Raw genomic sequence first — 17,137 nt, forward strand, 5'->3', positions numbered from 1 at the left:
AGAAAATTTTTCTCAACGAGATGAAATACGGATTTTTTCCAAAAGAGAGAACGAAACCGAAGAAGAATTTTGGCAACGAGTACGTAAAGAGAAACAACATCTTTCGCAACGATACGATTCAACGTTTAGCGAAATTTGATTCGCTTCGTACAAACACATTTCAATATTGTTTAACCGCTGATTCACGAACGCTCGATATTTTCAAAGAGTTAGAAAAGCGAAATATTGAACTGTTCAAACTTGCGAAGAAGAAAAAAATCAACGGAATATTTTCAAGTCCACCGTACGTTGGTTTGATTGATTATCACGAACAACACGCGTACGCTTACGATTTGTTCGGCTTTGATAGAAACGATGAATTAGAAATCGGCACAATGGAAAAAGGAAATGGACGAGAAGCGAGAAATTTATACGTAAGAGGAATTGAAGAAGTTTTGAAGAACTGTAAAAAGTTTTTGATAGAAGATTACAATATTTTTCTCGTTGCGAACGACAAACACAATTTGTATCCAACAATTGCAGAGCAAAGCGGAATGAAAATTGTCAATCAATTCAAACGACCAGTTTTAAATCGCACAGAAAAAGACAAAGGTGCGTATTCGGAAATAATATTTCAGATGAAGGAAAGATAAGAAACCTTAATAGCCATAAAGTAGCCCCAATTAACTAACCTTATCACCTTACATAAAATGAAGATAGAATACCGAAATTTATTCACACATTTTATTTTTACCACAAAGAATCGTTTTCCCATTATTCCAGAAGCGAGTCGTGAAAGAATTGAAAAATATATTACTGGAATCGTACATAAAAACGATTCGAGATTATATGCAATTTATGCTAATCCAGAACACATGCATTTTTTAGTTTCTCGTTCCCCGAAATTATCGGAAGAAAAATTAGCGACAATGGTTGCAGAAAGTTCTTCTGCGTTTATCATCAAAAACAAACTATGTACTGGAATGTTTGCGTGGCAAGAAACTGCTTCTGCTTTTTCCGTTTCTAAATCCGAAGTAGATAAAGTATGCAAGTATATTTTAAATCAGTCGGAACATCATCGAAAAGTAACGTTTGCAGAAGAGTACGTTGTATTTATGAAACACTACAAAGAAAAACTGCTCTTTAAAAAATAAGGTGATAAGGTTGGAGTCTTGCGTGAATTCGTTGCTATTAAGGTTTTAAATAAATTACATTGCAAAAGAATATGAAAGAAAAAATTCTATACTCAATTTCTTCCGAAGATGTGGAAAACGTTTCGGGAGAAATTGATATTCCATTTACAAAGAAGGATTTACATTTTATTGGAGAAAAAATAGGAGATTATTTGGGAAGCCAATGGTATGATGCAATAGAATTTGCTTGAATGGTTGGGAGTTTATTTTTTTCAACAACCAAAAGCGAAAATAAATACGTTAATAGCAATTCCTTACAATCCTTATGAACCGCAACCGTACAAACGATGGACAATGAAAGGAATGTTGGATTTAAAAAATGAAGTAATGGTAGCAGAAGAGTTTTGGAATTTTCTTAATGGAGAAGGAACTTACAACGATTTACTCGATTGCTTTGAACAAGCGGGAATTGAATTGCGACCAGAGATTGATACATATTTTTCTAAATTCAAATAACGAATAACAGATAACAAACACAATTATGCAACACAAACTCTTCACACTTCTCATTACAATAATTTCAATAATCCCAAGTGTATTGTTCTCTCAACAATTTGAAAAATACTTCACCGCAACAACAATGCGTGTGGATTATTTTCATACGGGAACGAAAGGACAAGAAACAATTTCGCTCGATAAAGTGTACGAAGAAAACGAATGGAGCGGAAGCAAAACCAATCTCGTTGACAATTTGAACTTGGGAGAATTTTTCGTGAAAGTGTTCGACGTGCAAACAAACGAACTCATTTTCTCACGCGGATTTTCTTCCGTGTTCAACGAATGGCAAACAACGGACGAAGCGCTCAATGGCGTGTGGAGAACGTTTCACGAAACAGTGCGATTTCCGTTTCCGAAAAATAAAGTGCAAGTTACGTTGTCGCGCAGAGACAAATTTATTGCGACAGGAGAAATGCAAACGTTCCGGGAAATTTTTTCGTGCGTAATTGACCCGAATAATTCCAATGAAATCAATAGGGAGAAACGCACGGCAAAATTTACATCGTTCGATGTTATGAATAATGGCAAACCTGAAAACAAAGTTGATATTCTTATTCTCGGCGATGGTTATGCGAAAAGTGATATGAAAAAATTCCACGATGACGCAAAACATTTTACTGATGTACTGTTTTCAACATCGCCATTCAAAGAACACAAAAAAGATTTAAATGTTCGTGCGATTGAAGTCGTTTCGGATGAATCGGGAATTGATAAACCCGGAAAAAATATCTGGAAGAATACAGCGCTCGGAACAAAATATGATTTCTTCGGTTCGGCGCGTTATGTTCTCACCGAAGAAAACCGAACGATGCGTGATATTGCAGGAAATGTTCCGTACGATTTCATCACGATTTTGATTAACGATGATAGATATGGCGGCGGCGGAATTTACAATCTCTACACAACTTGCTACACAAAAACCGACAAACCCGGAATGGAATGGCAAATGGATTATGTGTATGTTCACGAGTTCGGACATTCATTCGGCGGACTTGCTGACGAATATTATTCGTCGCAAGTTTCGTATAACGATTTTTATCCGAAAGGAATCGAGCCGTGGGAACCGAATATTACTGCGAACACGAATAAAGCAACATTGAAGTGGAAAAATTTTGTAACGAGCGAAACACCGATTCCAACGCCGTGGGAAAAGCAAGAATACGATAGTTTGGAAAAAGAGCGCGGAAAACTCGATCGGCTTGCGCCCGATTATTACGAAAAACGCAAACCGCTTTACGATAGAGGGCAAGAGATTTTGAAATCTTCGCGATACACAAAATCTGTCGGCGCGTTTGAAGGTGCGGGATATGTTTCAAAAGGAATTTTTCGTCCGCAGATTGATTGCAGAATGTTCACGCTGAGTTTGGGTAATTTCGATGCGGTATGTTCTGCGGCGATTGAACGCGTGATTGAGTTTTATACGAAGTGAAAAAAGTTCACGTTTTCGGAAAATGTATTGTGGACTTTCATAGAATAGTAGTGGTTTGCTAATCCGAAACTGCTTCGAGGTCGTCGGGTTTTTGAACATCCCACGCGGGAAATATTTTCAATAGAAGAGCAAGAACAAATAATGGAAGAATCAGCAGCACTAATGCAGTGAGTAATCCTTCAAGTCCGGTAATTTCCATTTTGTATGTTGTAAGTCCGCGAAAACTTTTGGAAAACATTTGTCCGCCGATAACAACGTTCCATCGTGTTGCAAATATTCCAAGTTGAATGAGAATTACGGAAACAAAGTATAAAAGTTTTCTGAGTTCGTCTTCCAATTTCAAAAGTTTTACGCTGACGATAATTCCGAGTGGGATGATCATTCCGAGTAAAACCTGAATAATGACAAGACTGATGAACAGTTTATTCATCACGAGTTCACCAAGAATTTTTATGGATTCTTCGCTTTCGTATAAACGATGAATAAAGTCGAGCATTTCCAACGAGAAATCCACAATAACGGCATAGAAAAGAAAGGATGCCATTTTATCGAGGCATTTCATATCAATGGCTTCGCCGCGCATCGGCGTAATGATCATATAGAGGAGAATCACTAAGGCGATACCGGAAACGATTGCGGAAAAGAGAAATACAATGGGGATCAAAACACTGCTCCACCAAGGATTCGCTTTAATCGAACCGAAAATAAATCCTACATATCCGTGTAAGAGAAAGGCAGAAGGAATTCCAATTATTGTAATGGCTTTCAATACTTTTTTATCGAACACGATTGAATCTTCACTTGTATCTTTTGAAAAGAGTGAAAGCATCTTGTGAATCCACTTCATAGGAAACGTTTCTTGCTGCGACCATACAATCAAATCGCGACGATACGTGAACCAGATTTCCAACAATAGCACTACCATCAAATACCACGCATAAACAAACCCGAACATCGCCATCGCTGAAGTGAAATTCGGAGAAAGAAATATTTCGTAGGAACGTTCGGGATGTCCGAGATGCAACAGTAACGGAAGCGGTGCAATTAAAAGAAACGCTAGTGCCGTAAGGAGCGAAAGTTTATACACTGATTGTACTTCTTTGACGTTAAATACTTTTACAAGAGATGCGAGAATAAATGCTCCCGCAACAAGTCCTGTAAGGTACGGATATACGACAATGAGAATTGACCAATGAACATCAATTTCGTTGGGATAGATGAATCCCGTTACGTGTTTCAAGAGTTCGTAGAGTCGTTCGTTCATTGGATTCATCGCACTTCTCCGTCAAGATTTGAGTACATTACTTTAGGTTCCGTGTTGAGTGATGGTTTCAACATAAATATTTTGTTCATCCGTTTAAATCGCGTGAGCGGACTTGCAGTGCTTTTTACATCGCCGAAGATTCTTGCTTGCGTTGGACATACTTCAACACACGCGGGCAACAATCCTTTCGTAATGCGATGATAACAGAACGTGCATTTATCCGCTGTTTGTTTTTCGGGATGAATATATCGCGCCCCGTACGGACACGCTTGTACACAATATCTGCATCCAATACAACGCTTATCGTCTATCAACACTACGCCATCGTCGGTTTTAAACGTTGCACCAACGGGACATACTTGCACACAGGGCGGATTATCACATTGATTGCAAAGTTTCGGAACAAAGAAACTACGCAAAATATCTTTTTCCGTCGGATCTTGGTCGCCGTTTTTCAAACTCACGTTTTGAACAATAGTTTCTCCATCTTTTTTGATGATATATCGTTCCACCCATGTGCGAAAGAAAAACGGTTCTTTCGGAACGCCATTTTCTTCTTTGCACGCTTCGACACACCGCGCACATCCGATACACTTATCAATTTGAATTCCCATTCCGTAATAATGGACTTTCGCATTATATGATTCTGGCGTTTTGGCTTTCGCTTGTTTAAACATTCCTCCCGCGAGGATTCCTGTAAACAAAAACGATGCGAATCGTTCAACAAAATTTCGTCTATTCATCGTTATTCAATCTCCGGTAAATGGGGATAATGACATTGCCAACAAAGATATTTTTCGCCGTGACTTGCGAAATCAACTTTCGGAACATCTTTCATTTCTTCGCCTTCGCCGTGACATTTTCCGCAGAAACTTCGTTCCGCAGGTATTGATGCTTTTACCATCCGCGGCGTTACTTTATGTTCGTTCGGAACTTCGTGACACGTTGTACATTCAAGAAGTACGTGCGCCGAAACTGCTTTTGTTCTTGCTATTTCTGCATGACACGCTTGACATTCCTGCGGAACTGATGGCGGTTTCGGGTCGTGAGGATTATGACAAAAAATACATGGTTTCTGTGGATTGTGAACAATGGGATTTATTTGTGGAAAACCCGTTGGTCGTGATGGATTGTACATATGACAATGCGTACAAAATTCTCTTTTTTTCTGCGCCACCGGCTTTATTTCCGTTGGATTTTCCGAATGTTCTTTTGCAGTTCCATGACACGTTTCGCACGAAAGATTTTTGTGGTATCCTTGTTTTTTTGTTTCACTTTGTTCGTGACACTCGACGCAAACTGCTGAACCTGCGTAACGCATCGGTTTTGCCGTTTCCCGTTCTATTGTTGCTTGAACGTGAATATCTTCGTCCGTAACGGAATCCGGAAGAAGAACTCGAATACCAATAAAACCGCCAATGAGTATTGCAAAAACGATAAGCAATCTCGATGCGGCTTCGGGGAATTTATGTTTCATTGATTCTCCCGAAGTATTGTTTGTGATGGTAATAATTCATTTCAATACTTGATGAAAAAACTTCTACTCAATTTATACGGGTTGTGAATGAACGATTTGTGATAAGCAAAAGGTGTACCATTTATCGTCGGTATGAGTTTGTAAAAAAAATCCCCTCATTAATTTTCAAAAACGTTACGTATTCAATACAACTTAATAAAAAATGCCATTCGTCAATAAGGAAAAATGGCAACGACAAACGTAAATGATAATTCGAGTACAAACTCTATGAGAAGTAATACTCCTTCGTTTTCAGTCGTGCAAACAGGCAAGTGAAATAATTTCAGATCTGAGAGGTGAAAAGTACATTTTACCGTTACTCTTCCGTATGATGACAATCGCTGCAATTCATTTCTTTCCACGCATCGCCGACATCAGTCGGATGCTGATAATCAATACCGCCTAACGAAATGCGCAATGTATCTTGTTCAAAATGCTGCGCAAGAATTGTATGACATTGATTGCAATCGCGCGAAAGCACTTTTCCATTTTCACTCACGTGCTTTCCATCGTGGCAACGAAAACATCCTTTATAGTAAAGATGACCGATATTGTTGCGGAAATTTTTCCAGTTCACTTTCATTTCCGGAAAATAATTTCTGCTGAAAATTTTTTGCACTTCAGAAATCATTTGCTCAATTTCCTTTTTCTTCGACGTAACAATATGCGGATAATTCGATTGATAATATTCATCAATTACAATTCGAATACTGTCAATGCCGATTTGCTGCGTTGTATAAGGATACTCCAATGCTTTTACTGAAATATTTTTTGCGTTCGGAAGTTTCGGACTAATCCATCCAAGCGACATTATATGATTCACCGAACGCGCCGGCGGGTGATAAATATGCGTCGGACGATTATGACAATCTATGCAATCCATTTTCCGCTGAAATGTTTTTGCAAGCGAATCGTCGCTTATTACTATTTCCGTACTTTTGTAAATCGTAACTTTTCCGTCGGGAGTTTTCGAGCGTATCCACGGAATAATTTCCCTTTCTTGGTCAAGCGTTGCATACGTTACTTCGTGCGAAATATTCATATGCCAATGAATCCCCGACGTCGGTCCCGCTTCAATATTTCCTCCGCCGATTTTCATCAATAAATTCAACGTCCATTTTGTATTCTGTTCATCGGAAAGAAAATACGTATTCTCGTGTTGTTTTTCGCTGTAAAAATGTTTAGGCCAATGACATTGTTCACATGTTTCCTGTGCTGGTCGTAAATTTTCAATCGGTGTCGGAATTGGTTTCGGAACATTATCGGAAAGCACTGCGTATACTTGATAAGTTCCCGAAAGTTTTGATTTCACAAACCACCCTGCGCCGGAACCGATATGACATTTTGCACAACCCACACGCGCGTGCGGAGAAAATTGGTACGCAGTAAATTCCGGCGACATTACTGAATGACACATTTCGCCGCAAAATTCATCCGAATCAGTGTACTCATACGCTTTAAAACTTCCGAATGCAGAAAATAATAAGAGAAGTATTGCTCCAAACGCAATAAACGTAAATGCAGTTCGGTGCCGCGGTTTATTGAAATCTATTTGTGGAAGATGCAAACCGTGCGGCATTCCTGTTCGCTCTCTCCGGTGCTCACGAAAAATTCCGTAAAAAATTAACAGCAAGCCAAATATCAAAACAGCGGGTAAAATCACAAACGCAAGTATTCCCATATACGGTTTTGGGTTTGCCGCCAACGATTCGAGCAGCAACAAAAACAAAATCAAACCGAAACTCACACTTGCAACCGCTGCTCCGATGAGTGTAGTAAGATTATAGAATGATGTGGGAAATATGCGTTTCACAGTTGTTGAAAAATTAATACGTAATGCTGGTAATCTCAATTATCTCTGCATCTTCGTCGTGTTCGTGAATGAACGCGAGAAAGTTGGGATTGAAATACTGCTGATGCACACGCTCATATTCTTCGAGCAACTCTCTGATTCGCTGTTCCGAAAGAACGCTCTTAAAAAAATTGAGATGCTCTGTATCATCATAAATTCTGTAGTAAAAAAAAGTTTTGTTGTTCATAATTGTGCGGTGAAAATAAAAAAAGTTGTTCTACTGTAAAATTTTATCCGCATGAAGAATATCGGAAAATGTTTCGCTCTTTATCGTTTCGGCATTCCTGCGCGCATTGGCTAACGAATTTAAGATGTAGCGGTTTGCGATAAAAATTTTCCTTGGCTCTTGTTCTGCTTCATCAAGCAACAAGTAGCCGATGTACACATACGAATACAATTCCACTAATTCCTTTGCCGCCACATCTTGAAAACTTGTGTCTTTTTTGTCGAGAATATATTTCAAACAATCGAGATATAACGCGCGGATTTCTTTTAAATACTGTACAAGACGCGATAATCCGCCATTGTATTCTTTCTTTTCTTTTTCTGAAAAAAAATCAGCAAGAATATCATTCAACACGTTTCCGCCGGCGGCAACTATCTGCATTTGCGACGTGCCTTCGTAAATATTCGTAATGCGCGCATCACGGGCAAGTCGTTCAATGTTGAATTCTTTCATATATCCCGTTCCGCCATGAATTTGCAAGGCATCGTACGTAATTTTATTTGCCGATTCTGTAAGAAGGTATTTTGTCATCGGAGTAAGCAAGTTGGCAATTTTCGTTGCATTTTTTAATTCCGCATATTCTTCTGCGAACGATTTTCCTTCTGCTTTTAATTTCTCAACGAACTCCTCAAGTTTTTCTTTTGTATCCACACATTGCGCGCTGCTGTAAAAAAGCGAGCGATTGCTTTCCAACATCACGCGCATATCAATTAACATATTTGCTACAACCGGAATATTGTAAATCGCTTTTCCAAACTGTTCACGCTCTTTGGCATACTTCAACGCTTCTTCATACGCCGCTTGCGCAATTCCCAACGCTTGCGCCGAAACTCCCATTCGCGCACGATACATTAAATCGAGAACATATTTTATCAAACCGAATTTTCTGCTTCCAACAAGTTGCGCCGGTGTATCATTGAATTGCAATTCACACGTCGGCGAACCGTGAATTCCCAATTTATTTTCGATACGACGAACTTTCACTGTGGTATCTCCATAACACGCAAACATACTCAAGCCGCGTCCATCTTTTGTTCCCGCTTCCGAGCGAGCAAGAACAAGCAGAACTTCTCCATTGCCATTCGTAATAAAACGTTTCACGCCGCGTAAGAACCATTTACCATTTTCGTTTTGATACGCTTGTAATTTCACTGCCTGTAAATCGGAACCAGCATCCGGTTCCGTTAATGCCATTGCTCCCGTATATTCCCCCGTTGAAAACTTTGGAAGAAACTCCCTTCGCTGGTCTTCGTCTCCGAATTTCCGAATGGTATCCGCAATATCCTGCAATCCAAAAATATTCATCAACGATGCATCGGCACGCGAAATCATTTCTACCGCCATCATATATATGGTAAAAGGAAAATTCAATCCGCCATACTTTCGCGGAATAATCATTCCCATCAGTTCCGCTTGCGAAAGTTGACGTAAATTTTCCTGCGTTCCACTTGCATACGAAACGTTTCCTTCGGAAAATGTTGCTCCTTCTTCATCAACGTTTGCAGAACGCTGCGCAATCGTATTTCCCGCCAAATCGCCAACAACTTCCAACACTTTACGATAATTTTCCATCGCATCTTCGTAATTGATAGGAGCGTAGTTGTAGTGTTTCGCTTGTTCGAAATTTTCTTCTGCAATTGCAACAATTTCTCTTATACTGAAATTATTGAAATGAAAAAGAATGTCGCTATTATCAAGAAAAAAATTGGGCATCGGTTATTACGTTTCTAATAAATCTTCAAGATTTGCATTGATGGCAAATGGAGACGTTATTTCAGTTTGCTTTTATACACTTCAATAAATTTCGGAATGATATCATTTGCGTCTCCGACTATTCCATAATGACTGATGTTAAATATCGGCGCATCGGCATCGGTATTAATTGCAATAATTTTTTTTGCTTCCTGCATCCCCGCACGATGCTGAATTGCTCCGGAAATACCAACGGCAATGTAGAGTTTCGGGCGAACGGTAACTCCCGTTTGTCCCACTTGTCGTTCGTGGGGAATAAATCCCGCATCAACAGCTGCGCGACTTCCTGCAACTTCTCCCCCAAGTGTATGCGCAAGTTCATAAATCCATTTGAAATTTTCTTTCGAACCAAGTCCGTAACCGCCGGAAACAATTATCGGCGCAGATTTTAAGTTCACTTTTGTTTCTTCGTGATGTTGTTCGATTATGGTTACCAGTTCATCAACCTCTTTCGCAACAAACGGAATTTCTGTAATCTTCTGGTGTTTCCTTTCTGCAACCGGATGCATTTCCATAACACCTTCGCGCACGGTTGCCATTTGTGTTGCCGTATCGGGAGTTATGATTGTTGCAATAATATTTCCGCCAAACGCAGGTCGAATTTGCAACAATAAATTTTTGTACGTTGTATTCAAATACTCGACGTCTTCAATTTTTAGTTCCGTGCAATCGGCAGTGAGTCCGCTTTTCGTATGCGAAGCAACACGCGGTGCAAGGTCGCGTCCAATAATCGTTGCGCCAAAAAGCACAATGCGCGGAACATATTTTTCTATCAATTCTTGCAACGTTCTGCTGTACGGAATAGTGCGATACTGTTTCAACGCAGAATGTTCAATCAGCAACGCTTCATCGGTGCCATAGAGAAAGGATTCTTCCGCAATGTTTCGCACGCTTTCTCCTAAGACAATTGCTTTAAGTTTTCCGTACGAAGCGTCCGCTAATTTTTTCCCTTTCGAAAGTAACTCAAAACTTACATCAACAGGTTTTCCGTTTCGCTGTTCAATAAATACCCAAACTTCGTTTGAAAAATTCATATCTGCCTATCCGAATATATGGTCTTCAAGTAATTCATCAACTAATTTCGCGATACCGATTTTTGTGTTTTCCACACGACGATGATTTCCGCTCCCGAGAACGACGGATTCCACTTTGTGAACTTTAGTCGGCGAACCTTTGATGCCGCAACGCTCAATATTCACGGGCAAATCATCTGTAGTGAGTGTTGGAATAAACAATGAGCGCAACGTAAATTCGAGAACGAGAGAATCAGTGTTCAGCAGCGAATTTCCTTCTGCAAGTTTTTCAAGTTCCGTCTGTGATTTTGCATTTTTGTACGCCATCACTCGTTTTGCAGAAAATGGTCTTGGTTCTGCGGCACCTTTAAGAACTGTCAACATAACCGGAAGTTGACATTCGAGAATTTCAAAACCTCCGTCAATTTTTCTTTTCACTTTCGCTTTCCTGTTTTCTATTTTCAGAATTTTTTCTGCATACGTTATTTGCGGAATGTTTAATTTCTCTGCTGTTTGCGGTCCAACTTGTGCAGTGTCGCCATCAATTGCTTGTCTTCCTGCAAATATAAAATCGAAGTTGCCGATTTTTTTTATTGCTTCGCTCAAAACATACGATGTTGCCAAGGTATCTGCGCCTGCAAATTTTCTATCGGTAATCAAATACACGGAATCTGCGCCCATCCATAAACATTCACGTAGAATATCGGAAGCGCGCGGAGGTCCCATCGTAATTGCGGTTACGTTTCCACCGTATTCATCTTTTACACGAAGCGCAATCTCTAACGCAACTTTATCTTCATAGTTAAAAATTGCCGGCAATTTTGCCCTATTAACCGTGCCGTCTTCTTTCATCACTTTGCCGGTAATGTTCGACGTATCGGGAACTTGTTTTACTAAAACAACGGAGTTATACATTGTAAAAAAGAGTGCGCTTTTTCTATCTGTACGCAAAAAGCATTGCGTAAATAATCCAAATAATAATGCTGAAACCAATCGTAACAGCGCACCATCCAAAGATGCGAATCGCTTTGATAACTATCGGAGGATACGGTTCGACAAGAAATTTTTCCAGTTCGCCGTTTGCAACAAGCGCTTCATATTCTTTTGGTTTATCGTGTTGAAATTCTTCTACAGAAACTCTTCCTGTGAACACAACAATATCCATCGGAAATTTTTCGGGACGAAGATGCGTGTTGAAAAAATGCACGGTGAAAATAAATCCCGTTGCAAGCAACGCTTCATCGCTATGAATAATTGTTGCAACATTTAAAAACCATCCGGGAAAAAATTGTGTAAAAAATTCCGGAAACCACAGCATCATACCCGTTGAGCCGATAATAAACACTCCCCAAAATACAGCGAAGTAATCGAACTTTTCCCAATACGTCCACCGTCCATATTTCGGTCGCTCTCCCATTCCCAAAAACCATTTGACAGAGCCGATACATTCTTGCAAATCATTTTTGGTTGGAAGCATAGTATTGGCACCGAATAACATTGCTTTCCATGTTTTGAAATCGTGTTTTTTCCGTTCAAACAAATCAACGATATGCACAACAAAAATAATTATCATCAATATTGCCGCCGCGCGATGAATAACTCCGGCAGATTCAAATCCTCCGAAGAGATGCGATAAAATCACCGCCCATTGTGTGTACGAAAATTTGAGCGTTAATCCCGTCAACGCAAGACTGAGAAAACTTACAATCATCGCAATATGCAACATCCGATTTAAACGCGAAAAACGTTGATATTGTTTTGCGTTCTCTTCAATGTGCATGTGTTTCTGATGTTTTCGCATTTGCAACGCACGCGGCAACCACATTATCGTATGCAATCCGCCAAGGATAAACACGGAAACCAGCAACGTCGTCATACCCCAAAACACCCAAAAGAGATAGGGATATTTTCCCGGGTCGTGATGTGTTGCATGCGTAAGATACCCGGCAAATTGACGCGTTGCACCTTCGTGACATTTTTGACACGTTGCAACAACATTTTCTCTGCTCAAATGTGAACGCACATCAGAAACAGGAAGAATATCGTGCGCACCGTGGCAATCGTAGCATTTTGCAGTTTTTCCATAACCAAGTTGCGAAACTTTTCCGTGATATGTATCGAAATAGGTTTCCGCAATTTTTTCATGACATCGTCCGCAAGTATTCATTGTCATCAAACGAAATCCTTCTTGGTCTGTTCTGCGAATCGTATGCGCCGTATGACAATCGTTGCATACGGGAAGTTCCTTTTCAGTTTTTGTTACATCGGGCGAATGTACGCTTTGAGCAAATTGTTCTTCAATTCCATAATGACACGTTCCGCACGTTTGCGCAACATTTTTTTGGTGAATACTTGATTGCGGATTGGTATGCGGAAGTTCGCGATGCGCTGTATGACAATCGGCACACGTTGCCGTTACCGTTAATCCGCTTTTCAATAATCCTTTTCCGTGAATGCTTTCTTGGTAATGTTCAATTATTTTTTGTTCGGAACCCTCATAACTCATTGCGGCTTTTTGACCTTCGCGATGGCAACGAGCGCACAATGCTGGAATATTCGTCGGAAAAATCGGCGACGTTTTTTGATTTCTCCCTAATACGTTGTGAGTTCCATGACATTCTTTACACGTCGGCGCATTCATATCATTCTTCGCACGCAGTTGTCCATGCGTACTTTGTTTGTACTCATCTCCTACGGCAGTATGACACGACGAACATTCAACTTTTTTCGTAATCGTTTCGCACGGGCGATGTTTCGATGCAATTACTTCCGAATGACATTGACTGCACGAAATATTTTTGTGCATTGATTGAACAAATTCATCGGAATTGATATGTAACGAACGATTATCTTTCGAAGATACAATATTCGGCTGCGCATGACATTTCAAACAATCAATGTTCGACATTCCCAAATCGTAGAAAACTTTTCTCGCTTTATGCGGCTGATGACAATCCACACACGCGGGAAGCACGTGCGATTCCTTTTCCCACAATTCTCCTTGGATAATTTTTCGATGAACGGTTTCAATTTCAGTATGACATTGTGTGCAAGTCGCTGCAATATTTTTTCTTGAAATGGAAGAACGCGCATCCGTATGCGGTAATATCCGATGCGGAGTATGACACGATGCGCACGTTGCGGCAACAACAAGTCCTTTCTTTAACAAACCTTCGGCATGCATACTTTCGGAATAATTTTCTAAGATACGCTCCTGCGGAATATCGTGTTGCAACGAAACTTTCGAACCTTCGTGATGACATTTTCCGCACACAAAGGGAATACGAATCGGTGAAACTTTGGATTGTGGATTTTTTATCGGAACAATATCATGCGAACCGTGACAATCGGTGCAACGCGGTGCAAGAGGGTCGCCGCGTGCTTCTGCTTTTCCGTGCATACATTCATTATACAACGACTGTTCCGCATCGTGACACGTTCCACATTGTGCGGGCTTCAACGCTTCGTCGTGAGGAATTTCTTTTCCTTCCAAATCCGTATGACACGTAACGCATTGCACTTCTGCGTGAACGGAAGAAGAAAGTTTTTTTTCGTCCACAAATACGGAAATCGTTTTCCCTTTCCGTATTCCTTTCAGTGTTCTATCTTCGTGACACGAATAACACTCGGAGTTTTCCTGAGCAACAGAAAATGTTGCAAAGAAAAAAATGAAAAAGAGTATTTTCTCGAACAATGTATGCAATATCTGTTCTCGAAAAATCATTTCGATTCTTTCATTTTTTCAAGTTCCAATGGATGTTCTTCTTGCATTTCAGATTCGGAAATTGTGCCTTTCCACCACGCAACATTCATCGGATACACATCGGGATTGAAAATGATAAAATAAAAATGCCACACAATAATAGCGAGTGTTGCAAGCCACGCTTCATAAAAATGAATGGTGCGCGAAATATCGTATCCAAGTTTTGTAATGATGCCGATGAACGTATTATCGAACCACATCACTACTCCGGTAACTGCCATAACAATTGTTCCCCACACAAGCGCCCAATATTCGCTTTTCTCAATATAACTGAATCTTCCGAATTGCGGTTTAGTTGGGGAAATTCCACAGTTGAATTTCATCACCGCAATTGCATCCAATACATCCTGAATATTCGGAACTAAATCGGCAATGAGTTTTCTCCCTTTTATAGTGAACGAAACATATCCGATATGCCAAACACTTGCCGTAACCATTACGACGGCAGAAATCCTGTGAATGAAACTTCTCCAGTCAAAAATATCTGCGCTCAAATCTCGAATAGATTGTACCCACCACGCATCAGGATAACGCAGCATAAATCCCGTTATGACGAGGAGAATAAAACTTAGTGCGAGTGAACCGTGTTGCAATCGCTCATTCAACGTCATTCGAACATAAAGAGCATGACCGACGTGTTCTTCAATGATTTGACCTCTGCGAATAAGGAATTTTCGTTTGGATTTTTTGAGAAAATCTGTACCATTATGAACAAACATTCCGCCGACAACAGTTACAATCATTATAATATAAATAGTTGCAATCCAGTAGAGAATCGGCTCTTCATCTGTTGTTGCCACAATATGAATTGCTCCCATTCCGAAGCGTTCATTGGCGCCGCTATGACACTTTCCGCACGTTGCTGCAATATTTTTTTTATGAATTGTCGAAGTAGAATCACTTGATGATTTGATATTGTGAACACCGTGACAACTTGCACAATTTGCAACTTCCGCTTGTCCTCCGCGTATTGCAAGCCCGTGATAACTATCGGAAAATGTTTTGAATCGGTCGCTTTCAATTCCATACTTCTGAGAAAGTTTCAGCGACGAATGACACGGCGAACAAACTTGTCCCGAAATATTTAATGGCGCAACGGGAGAACGCGGGTCGTTATGCGAAAGGATATTATGTTCTCCGTGACATTGCGTGCAAGAAGGCGATTCGTTGACTCCCTTTGCAAGCGCAATTCCGTGAACGCTTTGATTAAATTCTTCCGCAATTCCGCGATGACATTGACCGCAAGTTTGCGGAATATTTTTTTTATTCACGAAAGAAGTCGGCTCAATCGCTTTTTTCATTTCGTGACTTCCGTGACAATTGATACAACTTGCAACGTTTTTATTTCCGTGTTGTAGCGCAATTCCGTGAACGCTTTTATCGTACGAAGAAATAAATCCGGCAGTTGGAGATGTTCTTGTTCGCACATCAGGATTATCGAGATGACACGACAAACAGAGTTTTTCCTGTGAAATTTTTACTGCAAACGAATCGTGTTGTTCGTCAACCGATGCAATACCGTTGCGATGACACGAAATACAATTCGGCGCGCCTTGAACATTTTTTTCGAATGCCATTCCGTGCGACGAAACTGCAAACTTTTCCGTTACATTGCTATGACATTCGCCGCACGATTCGACAAGTTTTTCTCGAGAAAATTTTGAACCGGAAACTTTGGGCGAGACAACATCGTGCGTCCCGTGACAATCTTTGCACAAAATATCGGAAGTTTCTTTGTTACGAATCGCTCGCACTAATTGAGGATGAAACGTATGTTTCGTTTCAACTCCGTTATGACACGTTAAACAATTTACCGGCAAAATTTTTTCTTTATGCGGAATATTATTCGGGTCAAATTTTGTATGACACGCTATGCAAACAAGTTTTTGATGAGAAGATTTGTTGAGGATATGTTCATCTACAAAGAGAGAATGCTGACTTCCGTTGCGTTCAGTTGTTAGTTCTTTGTCGCTATGGCACGTAAGACATTCCTCGCGAGTTTGTGAAAAAAGAAGCGCGTTGGAAGTAAGAACAATCCAAAAAAGGAAAACCACTCTCATATTTGTTTTTCTTTTCAAACAAAAAAAGGTTTTGAAAACAAAAAAATCATATTAGGTAGCATAACAGTGTTCACTTTGCAATAATTGTGTCAAATAATCCGATTTTGAAATTTGAATGGAATGAAAACTATAATACTATTCGCTTGCACAAAAACAAATTCAGAATATATATGAAGTCTTTACAAAAAGTATAGAGTGTGTCATTTCGAGGTGCGAAGCGACGAGAAATCTTCTAAAATCTTGCAAAATTTCAGAGTAGATTTCTCACTTCGTTTGAAATGGAAATTTACTTTTGAATTTCAGGAGCACAATTGTTCGTTCAAATTGTTCAATCTGTTTTCATCTTTGAGAACGGGAACTCAAATTGTAGAATAAACTTTTCTTAAAACTTTTTTGTTTCAATGCTGCTTCGTTCAAATGCTTCATAACTCAATTCATTTTTAAAGTAAACCTTACATCACTTTTTGTTGCGAATTTTTATAACTCGATGCAATGAAAAAACAGGAAATTGTATTTCACTTATTGATAAAAAAGATAATATGATTTACGCTGGTTGTTGAATATTATTCTTTGGCTTCGCTTTTTTATTTCC

At 39.8% G+C, this 17,137-nt stretch carries 13 protein-coding genes and 1 pseudogene; 4 read left to right on the forward strand and 10 right to left on the reverse strand.

The window, feature by feature from the left end; genetic code table 11:
- Window positions 1–110 precede the first annotated feature (110 nt).
- From FJ218_04205 to FJ218_04220, 4 genes and pseudogenes are all read left to right on the forward strand, one after another.
- Window positions 111–632 (forward strand): annotated as a pseudogene (locus tag FJ218_04205) (site-specific DNA-methyltransferase).
- A 57-nt stretch (window positions 633–689) separates the two neighbouring features.
- Complete coding sequence (locus FJ218_04210; GenBank protein ID MBM4166108.1) at window positions 690–1,133, forward strand: transposase; 444 nt, start codon at window positions 690–692, stop codon at window positions 1,131–1,133.
- Window positions 1,134–1,355: 222 nt separating this feature from the next.
- Window positions 1,356–1,628, forward strand: coding sequence for a TdeIII family type II restriction endonuclease (locus FJ218_04215; GenBank protein ID MBM4166109.1), 273 nt, complete (start codon window positions 1,356–1,358; stop codon window positions 1,626–1,628).
- Window positions 1,629–1,653: 25 nt separating this feature from the next.
- Window positions 1,654–3,099: a peptidase M64 gene (locus FJ218_04220; GenBank protein MBM4166110.1), complete on the forward strand. Its 1,446-nt coding sequence runs from the start codon at window positions 1,654–1,656 to the stop codon at window positions 3,097–3,099.
- A 58-nt stretch (window positions 3,100–3,157) separates the two neighbouring features.
- Here the strand turns inward: FJ218_04220 and FJ218_04225 are convergent, their stop codons facing one another.
- The 10 genes from FJ218_04225 to FJ218_04270 all read right to left on the reverse strand — a co-directional run bounded on the left by FJ218_04225 (window position 3,158) and on the right by FJ218_04270 (window position 16,545).
- A complete protein-coding gene (locus tag FJ218_04225; GenBank protein MBM4166111.1) occupies window positions 3,158–4,363 on the reverse strand; it encodes a polysulfide reductase in 1,206 nt (401 codons plus the stop codon).
- Window positions 4,364–4,368: 5 nt separating this feature from the next.
- Window positions 4,369–5,040, reverse strand: a complete 672-nt coding sequence (locus tag FJ218_04230) for a 4Fe-4S dicluster domain-containing protein (protein MBM4166112.1) — start codon at window positions 5,038–5,040, stop codon at window positions 4,369–4,371.
- Between the two features lie 68 nt (window positions 5,041–5,108).
- Window positions 5,109–5,840 carry a hypothetical protein gene (locus FJ218_04235; GenBank protein ID MBM4166113.1) on the reverse strand — a complete coding sequence of 244 codons (732 nt, stop codon included), beginning with the start codon at window positions 5,838–5,840 and terminating at the stop codon, window positions 5,109–5,111.
- A 355-nt stretch (window positions 5,841–6,195) separates the two neighbouring features.
- A complete protein-coding gene (locus FJ218_04240; GenBank protein MBM4166114.1) occupies window positions 6,196–7,692 on the reverse strand; it encodes a cytochrome C in 1,497 nt (498 codons plus the stop codon).
- 13 nt (window positions 7,693–7,705) lie between these two features.
- Window positions 7,706–7,918, reverse strand: a complete 213-nt coding sequence (locus FJ218_04245; protein MBM4166115.1) for a hypothetical protein — start codon at window positions 7,916–7,918, stop codon at window positions 7,706–7,708.
- Window positions 7,919–7,948: 30 nt separating this feature from the next.
- Window positions 7,949–9,670: an acyl-CoA dehydrogenase gene (locus FJ218_04250; GenBank protein MBM4166116.1), complete on the reverse strand. Its 1,722-nt coding sequence runs from the start codon at window positions 9,668–9,670 to the stop codon at window positions 7,949–7,951.
- Window positions 9,671–9,726: 56 nt separating this feature from the next.
- Entirely contained in the window at window positions 9,727–10,743 is a 1,017-nt protein-coding gene (locus FJ218_04255) for an electron transfer flavoprotein subunit alpha/FixB family protein (GenBank protein ID MBM4166117.1), read from the reverse strand.
- Between the two features lie 6 nt (window positions 10,744–10,749).
- A complete protein-coding gene (locus FJ218_04260) occupies window positions 10,750–11,637 on the reverse strand; it encodes an electron transfer flavoprotein subunit beta/FixA family protein (protein MBM4166118.1) in 888 nt (295 codons plus the stop codon).
- 22 nt (window positions 11,638–11,659) lie between these two features.
- Entirely contained in the window at window positions 11,660–14,446 is a 2,787-nt protein-coding gene (locus tag FJ218_04265) for a hypothetical protein (protein MBM4166119.1), read from the reverse strand.
- Window positions 14,443–16,545: a DUF4405 domain-containing protein gene (locus FJ218_04270; protein ID MBM4166120.1), complete on the reverse strand. Its 2,103-nt coding sequence runs from the start codon at window positions 16,543–16,545 to the stop codon at window positions 14,443–14,445. Before FJ218_04270 ends, FJ218_04265 begins: the two co-directional genes overlap by 4 nt.
- Window positions 16,546–17,137: the final 592 nt, after the last annotated feature.

This window comes from Ignavibacteria bacterium (assembly GCA_016873775.1).
In the GTDB taxonomy this organism is placed as follows: domain Bacteria; phylum Bacteroidota; class Ignavibacteria; order UBA10030; family F1-140-MAGs086; genus JAGXRH01.

Coding starts and splice junctions, on each gene's coding strand:
- FJ218_04210 (MBM4166108.1), top strand. CDS start 690: ATGAAGATAGAATACCGAAATTTATTCACACATTTTATTTTTACCACA.
- FJ218_04220 (MBM4166110.1), top strand. CDS start 1,654: ATGCAACACAAACTCTTCACACTTCTCATTACAATAATTTCAATAATC.
- FJ218_04225 (MBM4166111.1), bottom strand. CDS start 4,363: ATGAACGAACGACTCTACGAACTCTTGAAACACGTAACGGGATTCATC.
- FJ218_04230 (MBM4166112.1), bottom strand. CDS start 5,040: ATGTTTAAACAAGCGAAAGCCAAAACGCCAGAATCATATAATGCGAAA.
- FJ218_04235 (MBM4166113.1), bottom strand. CDS start 5,840: ATGAAACATAAATTCCCCGAAGCCGCATCGAGATTGCTTATCGTTTTT.
- FJ218_04245 (MBM4166115.1), bottom strand. CDS start 7,918: ATGAACAACAAAACTTTTTTTTACTACAGAATTTATGATGATACAGAG.
- FJ218_04250 (MBM4166116.1), bottom strand. CDS start 9,670: ATGCCCAATTTTTTTCTTGATAATAGCGACATTCTTTTTCATTTCAAT.
- FJ218_04255 (MBM4166117.1), bottom strand. CDS start 10,743: ATGAATTTTTCAAACGAAGTTTGGGTATTTATTGAACAGCGAAACGGA.
- FJ218_04260 (MBM4166118.1), bottom strand. CDS start 11,637: ATGTATAACTCCGTTGTTTTAGTAAAACAAGTTCCCGATACGTCGAAC.
- FJ218_04265 (MBM4166119.1), bottom strand. CDS start 14,446: ATGATTTTTCGAGAACAGATATTGCATACATTGTTCGAGAAAATACTC.
- FJ218_04270 (MBM4166120.1), bottom strand. CDS start 16,545: ATGAGAGTGGTTTTCCTTTTTTGGATTGTTCTTACTTCCAACGCGCTT.